This is a genomic window from Pseudomonas reidholzensis, assembly GCF_900536025.1.
GTDB classification, from domain to species: Bacteria; Pseudomonadota; Gammaproteobacteria; order Pseudomonadales; family Pseudomonadaceae; genus Aquipseudomonas; species Aquipseudomonas reidholzensis.
In genome coordinates, this window is the sequence record NZ_UNOZ01000034.1 from 1 (window position 1) to 10,100 (window position 10,100).

The 10,100-nt window shown below is 66.4% G+C and carries 8 protein-coding genes and 1 pseudogene; 6 read left to right on the forward strand and 3 right to left on the reverse strand.

Annotation, left to right across the window (positions count from 1 at the left end; all coding sequences use genetic code 11):
• Positions 1–795: 795 nt before the first annotated feature.
• On the reverse strand, positions 796–1,644 hold the full coding sequence (nadC, locus tag CCOS865_RS24335) for a carboxylating nicotinate-nucleotide diphosphorylase (protein WP_119145669.1): 849 nt from the start codon (positions 1,642–1,644) through the stop codon (positions 796–798).
• 225 nt (positions 1,645–1,869) lie between these two features.
• Between nadC and CCOS865_RS24340 the strand changes: the two genes are divergently transcribed.
• The 5 genes and pseudogenes from CCOS865_RS24340 to CCOS865_RS28835 all read left to right on the forward strand — a co-directional run bounded on the left by CCOS865_RS24340 (position 1,870) and on the right by CCOS865_RS28835 (position 7,612).
• Positions 1,870–4,020 carry a DUF1631 domain-containing protein gene (locus CCOS865_RS24340; RefSeq protein WP_119145671.1) on the forward strand — a complete coding sequence of 717 codons (2,151 nt, stop codon included), beginning with the start codon at positions 1,870–1,872 and terminating at the stop codon, positions 4,018–4,020.
• Positions 4,021–4,093: 73 nt separating this feature from the next.
• Positions 4,094–4,660, forward strand: a complete 567-nt coding sequence (gene ampD / locus CCOS865_RS24345; protein ID WP_119145673.1) for a 1,6-anhydro-N-acetylmuramyl-L-alanine amidase AmpD — start codon at positions 4,094–4,096, stop codon at positions 4,658–4,660.
• The gene (gene ampE / locus CCOS865_RS24350; RefSeq protein ID WP_119145675.1) at positions 4,657–5,487 is read left to right on the forward strand and encodes a regulatory signaling modulator protein AmpE; all 831 of its coding nucleotides are present in this window, start codon (positions 4,657–4,659) and stop codon (positions 5,485–5,487) included. The genes ampD and ampE overlap by 4 nt, the downstream gene beginning before the upstream one ends.
• A gap of 1,063 nt (positions 5,488–6,550) precedes the next feature.
• Positions 6,551–6,757, forward strand: a pseudogene (locus tag CCOS865_RS28830) (HAMP domain-containing protein); the annotation flags it as partial.
• A 150-nt stretch (positions 6,758–6,907) separates the two neighbouring features.
• Positions 6,908–7,612, forward strand: coding sequence for a methyl-accepting chemotaxis protein (locus tag CCOS865_RS28835; RefSeq protein WP_415842691.1), 705 nt, complete (start codon positions 6,908–6,910; stop codon positions 7,610–7,612).
• 21 nt (positions 7,613–7,633) lie between these two features.
• Here the strand turns inward: CCOS865_RS28835 and CCOS865_RS24360 are convergent, their stop codons facing one another.
• Positions 7,634–8,410, reverse strand: coding sequence for a TatD family hydrolase (locus CCOS865_RS24360; RefSeq protein ID WP_119145679.1), 777 nt, complete (start codon positions 8,408–8,410; stop codon positions 7,634–7,636).
• A gap of 2 nt (positions 8,411–8,412) precedes the next feature.
• Positions 8,413–9,408 (reverse strand): catabolite repressor/activator, encoded by a 996-nt coding sequence (cra, locus tag CCOS865_RS24365; RefSeq protein WP_119145681.1) that lies wholly within the window; start codon positions 9,406–9,408, stop codon positions 8,413–8,415.
• A gap of 284 nt (positions 9,409–9,692) precedes the next feature.
• On the opposite strand from cra, the gene CCOS865_RS24370 reads away from it, so the two are divergent.
• Positions 9,693–10,100: PTS mannitol transporter subunit IIA (locus CCOS865_RS24370; RefSeq protein WP_167469104.1), on the forward strand; the 408-nt coding region annotated here is incomplete at its 3' end.

Genomic DNA, 10,100 nt, shown 5'->3' on the forward strand with positions numbered 1-10,100 from the left:
TGGCCCCTTCCGCCCTTACGGCGGGTCACTTTTTTTCTTGGAAAAAAGTAACCAAAAACCGCTTGCTCCTACATCCGGCCCTTCGCTGCGCTACGGGTTCCCTCACTCCGGTCTTGCTCCCGCGAGGACCGGGCTGTACGGGCCTTCCTGGCCCGCAGCCCTTGCCGGCCTTCCTGGCCGTCACCTCGCTCCGCAAGACCTCCGTTCGGCCTCCTGAAGTCGCGGTAGATCAAGATCAACCGCCAGATCAAGGGCCAGATCAAGATCAAGGTCCAGGGCAACGGCTGGCGAATCGCTTCGCTCTCGCGGGTTTATAAGGGCGGTACAGCGCGGCAGCGCCAGAATGTGCATTGGCAGTTCCGGCCTCTTCGCGGGTAAACCCGCTCCCACAGGTTCTCTGCTGACCGTAAGGCCGCTGCGGTCCCTGTGGGAGCGGGTTTACCCGCGAAGAGGCCAAGCTATCCACCACCATTGCCACTATCGAAGATAACGCCAGCCCAGGCGCCACCCGTAACTTGGCGACCTCAGGAGGCCGAACGGAGGTCTTGCGGAGCGGGGTGACGGCCAGGAAGGCCGGCAAGGGCTGGGGGCCAGGAAGGCCCCTACAGCCCGGTCCACGCGGGAGCAAGGCCGGAGTGAGGGAACCCGCAGCGCAGCGGAGGGCCGGATGTGGGAGCCAGCGGTTTTTGGTTACTTTTTTCCAAGAAAAAAAGTGACCCGCCGTAAGGGCGGAAGGGGCCATAAGCGCCACCACATGGAATGGATAAGCCCACAATCTGCAAGCCCAAGCTCAACTCACAGGCTAAGCCGCATCGACAGGTCCACCGCCTTCACATCCTTGGTCATCGCCCCAATCGAGATGTAATCCACCCCCGTCTCGGCGATCACCCGCAGGGTGTCTTCATTGACCCCACCGCTGGCCTCCAGCTTGGCCTTGCCGGCATTCAACCGCACCGCTTCACGCATCTCATCCAGGCTCAGCTCATCGAGCATGACGATATCGGCCCCCGCGGCCAGCGCTTCACGCAGTTCATCCAGGCTTTCGACCTCGATCTCAACCGGCTTGCCCGGTGCAATCCGGTGCGCCGCCGTCACGGCCTCGGCCACGCCACCGCACGCGGCAATGTGGTTTTCCTTGATCAGGAAGGCGTCATACAGGCCGATCCGGTGGTTATGGCAGCCACCGCAGGTGACCGCGTATTTCTGCGCCAGGCGCAGGCCAGGCAGGGTCTTGCGGGTGTCGAGCAGGCGCACCTGGGTGCCGTCCACCAGGTCGGCCAGGAAGCGCGCGCGGGTCGCCACGCCCGACAGCAACTGCAGGAAGTTCAGCGCCGCTCGCTCACCACTGAGCAGCGAGCGAGCCGGCCCTTCGAGGTGGAACAACGGCTGGTTGGCCTTGGCCTGGTCACCATCGCTGACCTGCCAATGCACCGCCACCCGCGGGTCGAGCTGGCGGAACACCGCATCGACCCAGGCGGTGCCCGCCACCACGCAATCCTCGCGGGTAATGATGGTCGCCTTGGCCAGGCGCTCGGCGGGGATCAGCTGGGCGGTGATATCGCCACTGCCGATGTCTTCGAGCAGCGCGCGGCGCACGTTGGCTTCGATTTCGGCAGTCAGGTCGGCGAGGCGTAGGTTCGGCATGGTCGGCTCCACAAGCTAGATGCCGGCGATTATAGGGCAGGGCGCTGGCGTGTACAGCCATGGCAACCTTGACCTTTGGTCAGGGCATCTGAGCATTTTCAGCAAATTGCGGTCTTTTCCATCGGCGCCTGTAGAGCGTGCTGGTAGCTGTAAGATTTTTTGTCGATAATAGCGTCCAGTATTTGGCGTCATGGCTTTGACGATTTTCCTGCAAGGAGTTAGGGGATGCATAAAGAAGGCAGGGTGGTGACCCTGGCGGCCGCCATCGACCGGGGTGCGCGTGCGCCCTTGCCAAGCCTTCCGATCCTGCTCCTGCAGGTGCGCGACAAGGCCGCGCTGCAACTGCGCCAAGGCTTGCAGACGCTGTTCGACAATGCCGACGCGCGGCTGTTCGAGATGGCCGACCGGGCCGTCGAGAGGGTCGACCAGAACCTCTATTTCGAGGCCATGCGTGACCTGCGGCTCAAGCGCAAGAGCATCGAACGGGGCTTTCTCGACACCTTCTACGAGGCGTTCGCGGGTATTGCCCAGGCCGACCTGCTGCCCTACCTGGCGGTGACTGAATCGCTGCGCAACGCGGCGCAAGCCGAGCGTGCCGCAGCGCTCGAGGCGATGCTCGCACGGGTGCTGTCGCGCGAGGGTTTTGCCCTCGATCAGTTGGGGCTGCGCTTTCAGGCCCTGCTCGAGCAGCCCCTCGACACCCGCCGCAACCCGCTCGGCCCAGAGTGCCTGTGTGGTTACTTCCTCGATGCCGGGCGCAGCCTGGGGGTTGGCCTACGTGTGAAGCTGATCCTGCTCAAGCTGTTCGAGCGCTACGTGCTGCGTGATCTCGACCTGCTGTATGGCGAGGCCAACCAACTGCTGGCCGCCGCTGGCGTGCTGCCCGGCCTCAAACCCGCGCCGCAGCGCCGCGCCGATGACCGCCGACGGGTCGAGCAGTGCGCCCCGGCTGACCGCGCGATGGCCGATGAACGTGACGCAGACAGCGCCGCGCAGACCTTCTTCGCCAGTCTGCAGGCGCTGTTGGCGCCGGCCCGTGGGCAGTTTGCGCCGCGCCTGCAGAGCGTCGCGGCGGCTGAGCCGATCAGCACCGCCGACCTGTTGCGGCTGCTCTCGCACCTGCAAAACTACGTGCCGGCCACCTCGGAGCCCGACGACTTTCACCTTGGCCAGCAGCTCGAACAGTTGCTGGTGCGGGTCAGCGTGCGCAGCGGCAGCCGCCGCCGTATCGCCACCGCCGACGAGGACCTGATCAATCTGCTCGGCCTGATGTTCGATTTCATCCAGGCCGACAGCAACCTGCCCGGCACGCTGCGCGCGCTGATCGGCCGGTTGCACATCCCCTTGCTCAAGGTCGCCTTGCTCGACCGCAGCCTGTTCAGCCGGGCCAATCACCCGGCCCGCCGCCTGCTTGACGAGATCGCCACGGCAGCGATCGGTTGGGAGGCCGATGACCAGGGCCCGCGTGATTGCCTGCGGCAACGCGTCGAGCGGATCGTCCAGCGCCTGCTGAATGACTTCAACGAAGATCCGCGCCTGTTCGCCGAGCTGCTGGACGACTTCCTCGCCTTCAACCAGGACGAGCGGCGGCGCAACGACCTGCTCGAGCAACGCACCCGCGATGCCGAAGAAGGCCGCGCGCGCACCTTGCAGGCCCGTCAGCAGGTGCAGCAGGCCCTCAACCTGCGCCTGCGCGGGCGCGTCTGGCCCGAAGGGGTGGTGCAGATGCTGGTGCAGTCCTGGAGCCAGGTGCTGCTGCTGGCCTGGCTCAAGCAAGGCGAAGCGTCGGCGGCCTGGCAGGATGGCCTGGCGACCCTGGATGCGCTGCTCGCCAGCCTTGCCCCGCACCGCGAGGCCGAGGCCTGCCAGCAGTTGCTCGAGCAGGTCCCGGGGTTGCTCAAGGCACTGCGCGAGGGCCTGGCCAGCGTTGCCGTCGATTCGGCTGCGGCGCGCGAGTTCTTCGTCCAGCTCGAGCAACTGCACCAACGCGCCTGCGGCGGCGGTGAGAGTGACCAGCCGGCGCTGGCCGAAGTGCTGGTGGCCGACGAGATCGTGCTGGCGATCGCTGACGAATCCGCCTGTGCGCCGCTGCTCGACGCCCACGCGCCGCACGTGCAGCGGGTGCAGCAGTTACGGGTCGGCCGTTGGCTCGAAGTGGTGGACGCGGATGAACCGCTGCGCTGCAAGCTGGTGGCCCGCATCGACAGCAGCGACCGCCTGGTGTTTGCCAATCGCACCGGCCTGAAAGTGCGCGAGTGGAGCAGCGCTGGCCTGGCCCAGGCGCTGCGCCGCGGTGAGGTGCGCCTGCTCGACGATGGCCTGCTGTTCGAGCGCGCCCTCGACGCGGTGCTGCAGCGTCTGCGCAGCCAGGCCTGATCATTTACATGCAAGCGCGAGGGCCAGGGGGCATACTGACCTCCCGTCCCTGGTGATACTCAGGATCTGCTCGATGCAATTGGACCGTGCGACAGGCTGGTTTTCCGGCGTAACCCACTGCCCCTCGCCAAACTTCAACAGCCGCCCCGACGGTGAGGCGATCTCCCTGCTGGTTATCCACAACATCAGCCTGCCTCCCGCCTGCTTCGGCACTGGCAAGGTCCAGCAGTTCTTCCAGAACCAGCTCGACCCGGCCGAACACCCTTACTTTCAGGACATCTGCCACCTGACCGTCTCGGCCCACCTGTTCGTCGAGCGCGACGGTGCGGTGACCCAGTTCGTGTCGTTGCTCGACCGCGCCTGGCATGCCGGGGTTTCGCAGTTCGACGGGCGTGAGGGCTGTAATGATTTTTCCATTGGCATTGAGCTGGAGGGCACCGACACACTGCCCTACACCGATGCCCAGTACGCCACCCTGGCGCGCCTGAGCGCAGAGATCCGCGGCGCCTGGCCGGTGATCGGGCCACAGCGCATTCGCGGTCACGACCAGATCGCCCCAGGGCGCAAGACCGATCCGGGGCCTGCGTTCGACTGGGACCGCTACCGCGCCGATCTGCACGACAACGAGGTACAGGCATGAGTTTTCTGGTGTTGGTCCTGGTGCTCTGGGTCGAGAAGTTCTCGGCCTTGCGCCAGCGGTTGCAGCGTGATGGTTTCTTCCTTGGCGAGCTGGTGCGCCTGGAGCGCAGCGGCAAGGTTCACCCCTGGTGGAGCCTGGCGATCCTGGTGCTGGCGCCGGTCGCCGTGCTGGTGCTGTTGCTGCATGTGCTGGAGCCGGTCGCCTACGGCTTGCTGGCCTTGCCGGTGCACCTGCTGGTGTTGATCTACAGCCTCGGCCGTGGCGATGCCAAGGCCGCCCTCGGGCCGTTTCGTGATGCCTGGCGCCGGGGCGATGACCAGGCCGCGCTGCATGTCGCCGAGCGCGACCTGGGGCTGGTCGCCGACGATGCGCCGAGCTTGCTGATCCGGGTCCAGGGCTACCTGGTGTGGCAGGCCTACCAGAGCTTCTTCGCGGTGATCTTCTGGTACTTCCTGCTCGGCCCCGGCGCAGCGCTGGGCTATCGCCTGCTGGCGCTGTGCGGCGAGCACAGCGGCCAGCCGGCGTTGAAAGCCAAGGCCGAACAACTGCGCCATGCCCTGGACTGGCTGCCGGTGCGGGTGCTGGCCCTGAGCTTCGCCCTGGTCGGCAACTTCGTCGCGGTGATGCGGGTGATGCTGCACGAGCTGCTCAATTGGCGCATCAGCGCCGGGCACCTGATTGCGCGCGTTGGCCGCGTGGCCGATGACATCCCCGACGCGCAAGACAGCCAGCGCGGCCTGGCGCGGCTGGACAGCCTGTGGGAGCTGCTGTTGCGCTCCGCGGTGCTGTGGTACACGGGGTTTGCGCTATGGACCGTGCTGGTCTGATCAGGCCAACGCAACGTCCCGCTTAACCTTAAGTTACAAACCTTGGAATGGATCTGCGTTATTAATGGCCTCGTGCCACACCGCAGAACAACAATAATCCAAGGAGGTGCCCGTGAAGCGTTTGCTCTACCCGGCCATCGCACTGATGAATCGGCTGAGCTTCGGCATGAAGTTCAGCCTGATCAGCGTCCTGTTCTTCCTGCCCATGCTGGTCACCAGTTTTTACCTGGTGCGGGACGCCTATCGCCAGTTCCACGCCACCCAGGTCGAGCTGCACGGCCTTGCCCCCCTGGCCGGCAGCCTGCTGCTGCGGGCCGACCTGGAAACTCTCGGCAACCTCCTGCAGATCAATGCCGTGCTCGGCCAGTCGGGGCAAGCCGGCGACGTTGAGCAGCGTATCGCCGCGCTCGAGGACAAGGTCGCCAGCCAACTGCAGGCGTTGCACGGCAGCGACCCGCTGCTGGAGGCCAAGCGCGAAGAACTCGTCGAGGCCTTTGGCCGCGCCCGTGCAGAGTCCTCCCTGCAGAACAAGCTGGCCCTGTTCGACAAGCTGCTGACCCAGGCGCAAGTGCTGGCCAAGCTGGTCGCCAGCCAGTCGGGGCTCAGCCAGGACCGCCAGGCCTCGGTCCGCCAGCTCGGCGAATTGCTCGGCAGCACCACCGCGCAGGTCACCCAGAGCCTCGGCGAAGGCCGGGTGATGGGCGCCATCGCCCTTGGCCGCGGCTTTATCGACTCCGCCGGCAGCGCCCGCTTCGAAGACCTGTTGCAACGCCTGGAGCGGCTGGCCGCCGACTACCCCCTGCGCCTCGACGATGCCCTCGCCAGCGACGCCCAGGCCAAGGCCGCACTGGCCGCGCCGGCGCAGGCCAGCCAGGTGACGGTCAAGCAGGCCGCGGGCCTGTTCGAGGAGCAGGTGGTGGTTGCCGAAACCCTCGACGCGCCCTGGCCGGCCTTCTATCAGCAGGCCAGCGCACTGATCGAGCAGACCTACCGGCTCAACGACGCCGTGCTGGAGCACCTGAGGGCGCAGCTGGAGGCGCGTCTGGCCGAGCATCGCCTGCGCATGATCGCCCTGATCGCGGCCTTGGCCACGGTCTTCGCCTCCATCCTCTACCTCTACGGCGGCTTCTACGCCTCCACCCGGCAGACCCTCGGCGAGCTCGGGGTGGCCATGGACAAGGTCGCTGCGGGCGACATGACCGTCAGCTTCAAGCCGCGCAGCGTTGATGAGCTGGGGGCGTTGGGGGCGGCCTTCGACCAGACCGTGCGCAAGATTCGCGAACTGATCGGCCAGGTCGGCCACACCGTGACCAGCGTCGAGGCCCAGGCCGGCCAGGTGCTGGCGATCTCGACGCGGAGCAACCAGGCGGTCAGTGGCCAGCGCGAACAGATCGAACAGGTCGCCACGGCGATGAACCAGATGAGCGCCACCGCGCTTGAGGTCGCCCGCAGCGCCGCGCTGGCCGCGGCGGGCGCGCAGCAGGTCAACCAGGAAAGCGCCACCGGGCGTGGCCTGGTCGAGCATCAGCAAGCGAGCATCGGTCGCCTGGCCGCAGAGATCGACCAGAGCGTGCTGACGGTCAACCAGTTGGCCGCTGACAGCGAGGCGATCGGCGGCGTGCTGGCGGTGATCCGCAGCATTGCCGAGCAGACCAACCTGCTCGCGCTCAACGCCGCGATCGAGGCGGCGAGGGCGGGTGAGCAGGGGCGCGGCTTTGCGGTGGTGGCGGACGAGGTGCGGACCCTGGCCAAGCGCACCCAGGCCTCGACCGAACAGATCGCCCAGATGATCCAGCGTCTGCAGGAAGGGGTGGGCGCTGCGGTGCGGGCCATGGGCAGCAGCCATCAGATGGCCGCCGGCACCGTCGATGAGGCGCAGCAGGTGCAGGTGGCGCTGGGCAATATCCTGGGAGCGGTGAGCGGTATCGTCGAGCAGAACCAGCAGATTGCGGCAGCGGTCGAGCAGCAGACCGCCGTCGCCCATGACATCGACCAGAACATCGTCGCGATCAACCGCGCCGCCCAGGACACCACCCAAGGCGCCTGTCAGACCGAGGACGCCAGCCGGGCATTGTCAGGGCAGGTGGTGGAGCTCAAGCGCCTGATCGGGGCGTTCAGGGTCTGATTGGCAGGCACCCTTGCGGTGCTACCAGGCAAACAACTCACAGGCGTTGCGAGTGCTGGCCTCGGCCAACGCCTCGACCTCGATGCCCATCAGCTCGGCCAGCGCCCCGGCGATCTCCGGTAAATGCTCCGGGCTGTTGCGCACCCCGGCAAACATCGCCGGGGCCATGTCTGGCGAGTCGGTCTCCAGCACCACGCTCGCCAGCGGCAAGCGTGCCACGGTCTTGCGCAGGCGCAGCGCCTGCGGCCAGGTTGCCGCGCCGCCCAGGCCGAGCTTGAAGCCGAGCTTGATGTACTCGCGCGCTTCCTCGTAACTCCCGGCAAACGCATGAATGATCCCCGCCCGTGCCGGCTTGTAGCGCTTGAGCGTGGCGATCACCTGGGCGTGGCTGCGGCGCACGTGCAGCAGGGCCGGCAGGTCGACGTCGCAGGCCATCTGCAGTTGTGCCTCGAACAGCGTCTGCTGAGCCTGCGGGTCGAGCTCCGGCAGGTAGTAGTCCAGCCCGAACTCACCCACCGCGCACAGCCGATCATCACCCCGCAGCCGCTCCAGCCAGCCACGCAGTTCGAGCAGGTGCTCGGCCCGGTGCTGCTGCAGGTAGACCGGATGCAACCCCAGCGCCACACGCACGCGCGGTTCGGCACAGGCCAGGTCCCACACGCGCTGGAAGTGCTCGGCGTGCACCCCCAGCACCACCATGCGCTCCACCCCACGCGCCGTTGCGTTGTCCAGCAACGGTTGGCGGTCGCCGTCGAACTCGGGGAAGTCCAGGTGGGTGTGGGTGTCGATCAGGCGCATGTTCAGGCCGGCTGAATGCGTTGCTTGAAGGTACGGGCCACGGCGTGCACGCCCGGTTGGTAGCGTTTTTCTTCGATGGCGGCGAGGGCCAGCTCCAGCGCCGTGGCGGCAATCAAGCCATGCTGCTGAGCCATGGCGTTGACCGGCAACGGCAGGAAATCCAGCAACTGGTTGTCGCCAAAGGTCCCCAGTTGCAGCTGGCGCGCGTCGGCCGGGTGCGCCTGCAGGGCGTCGAATACCCCTTGCAGCAGCACATAGGAGGTGGTCACCAGGGCATCCGGCAGGCCCCCCAGTTCGCTGATCAACTGCTCCATCAGGCGCTGGCCACATTCGCGGCTGAAGGCCTCGCCCTGATAGCGCCGAATATCGCCGGCAAAGCCCTGCAGGGCTTCATCGAAGCCGCCGGCGCGTGCCTGGCTGACCGACAGCTCAGGGCGCGCGCCAATCAGCGCTATGCTCCGCGGCTGGCTGGCGAGCAGGCTCTGGGCCAATTGCTGGCTGGCGTCGCGGTCATCGCTGATCACCGAACAGAAGTGGCTCGGGTCCAGGCGACGGTCGATGGCGATCACCGGCAGGCCTTTGTCCTGCAGCTCGCGATAGCTGTCATCCTCTGGCGGCAGGCAGCTGGCGACGAACAGTGCGTCGCAGCGCCGGGCGCGGAACAGCTGCTGCAGCCGGCGCTCGCTGTCGGGCTGGTCGTCGCTGCTGGCGATCAGCAGTTGGTAGCCGCGTGCGCGGGCGCCTTGCTCGAGCTGCTTGGCGATGCGGGCGTAGCTGGGGTTCTCCAGGTCTGGGAGGATGAAACCCAGGGTGCGCGTGTGCCGGCTGCGCAGGCCGGCCGCCTGTGGGTTGGGCGTGAAGCCATGGGCCTCGACCACCGCCTGCACCCGCTCGACGGTACTGGTGCTGATGCGCTGCTGTTCGGCCTTGCCATTGATGACATAACTGGCGGTGGTCACTGACACACCGGCCAGACGGGCGATATCGCTGAGTTTCACCGAATTTTCCTTGTTATTACCGGGACTGGCTGCGGAGCTTGACCGGGTAGTGTTACCCAGACGCAGGCCCGCGCGCAGACGACCATTGTCGCAATTGTCCGACAGGATGGGGCTTTTTAGTCGGCAGATTATCGAGTAACGTGGCCGGTCAGTCAGATTAAACGATTCAGCTAGCAAATTTACTGCCGCCCCTGCCGCTTGCGCTGGGCTTTAGAACTGGCTGTTTCCGTGAATTTCACAACAATACCTCAGTACCGCATCGCGTACTGCAAAAGGAGAAGGTCATGCTCGAGCTCGCCAAAGAGCAGATAGCCATGGGCCAGACGGCCGCCGACAAGGGCGAGGCGCTGCGCCTGCTGGCCGGCTGCCTGGTCGCCGATGGCCTGGTTGCCGAAGGCTATCTGGAAGGTCTGCAAGCCCGTGAGGCGCAGGGTTCGACCTTTCTCGGCCAAGGCATCGCCATCCCCCACGGCACGCCGCAGACCCGCGACCAGGTGTTTGCCACCGGCGTGCGCCTGATGCAGTTTCCCGAGGGCGTCGACTGGGGTGACGGGCAAATGGTCTACCTGGCCATCGCCATCGCTGCGCGGTCCGATGAACACCTGCGCCTGCTGCAACTGCTGACCCGTGCCCTCGGTGAGACCGATCTGGCCGAGGCCCTGCGCCGCGCCAGCTCTGCCGAAGCGTTGCTC

Coding starts and splice junctions, on each gene's coding strand:
- nadC (WP_119145669.1), bottom strand. CDS start 1,644: ATGCCGAACCTACGCCTCGCCGACCTGACTGCCGAAATCGAAGCCAAC.
- CCOS865_RS24340 (WP_119145671.1), top strand. CDS start 1,870: ATGCATAAAGAAGGCAGGGTGGTGACCCTGGCGGCCGCCATCGACCGG.
- ampD (WP_119145673.1), top strand. CDS start 4,094: ATGCAATTGGACCGTGCGACAGGCTGGTTTTCCGGCGTAACCCACTGC.
- ampE (WP_119145675.1), top strand. CDS start 4,657: ATGAGTTTTCTGGTGTTGGTCCTGGTGCTCTGGGTCGAGAAGTTCTCG.
- CCOS865_RS28835 (WP_415842691.1), top strand. CDS start 6,908: ATGAGCGCCACCGCGCTTGAGGTCGCCCGCAGCGCCGCGCTGGCCGCG.
- CCOS865_RS24360 (WP_119145679.1), bottom strand. CDS start 8,410: ATGCGCCTGATCGACACCCACACCCACCTGGACTTCCCCGAGTTCGAC.